Here is a 580-nt window from a genome sequence, read left to right as displayed (position 1 = left end):
CAAGCTGCAGCCGTTCTCGAAGAACGCAAACTCCCGATGCGCTTCACCTGGGTCGCCTGCGAGCCGAATTGCCGTGGCTGGATCGGCGCGGTGGGGATTGTCACCGGCGACACCGTTAGGGATTTCGACGAGTTTTCCAAAGGCCGCGATCTGACTGACGCGACAGTGGTGCTGGATTCCAGCGGCGGCTCGGTCAATGACGCCATCACCATGGGCCGGCGCTGGCGCAAGCTTGGTCTGCGCACCACAGTCGGTATCACGGTCGACCTGCAATCATCCTCGGGCGTCATGAAGCCGGCGGTCGTGCCGCAGGCCTATTGCGAATCCATGTGCGTGTTCCTGCTGCTGGCGGGCAAGACCCGCTATGTGGCCGAGGAATCCCTTGTGCGCGTCCATCAGATCTGGATGGGCGACCGCGCCGACGACCCGAAGGCTGCGAGCTATACGGCAAATGATCTGATGATCGTCGAGCGGGATATCGGCCGTCTCGCCAAATACACCTTCGAGATGGGAGGCACGGGCGATCTCTTGTCATTGTCGCTCAGCGTGCMGCCGTGGGACGATCTGCATCGGCTTACGG

The 580-nt window shown here is 62.2% G+C and carries 1 protein-coding gene; it reads left to right on the top strand.

Annotated features, from left to right (window positions below):
* Positions 1–36: 36 nt before the first annotated feature.
* The coding region (locus AC1DS5_RS25350) for a COG3904 family protein (RefSeq protein ID WP_477721002.1) at positions 37–580 on the top strand (544 nt) is incomplete at its 3' end.

The sequence above is a fragment of the Polaromonas sp. P4_H1 genome (genome assembly GCF_056400945.1).
This window is presented reverse-complemented; position numbering and strand designations above follow the sequence as displayed.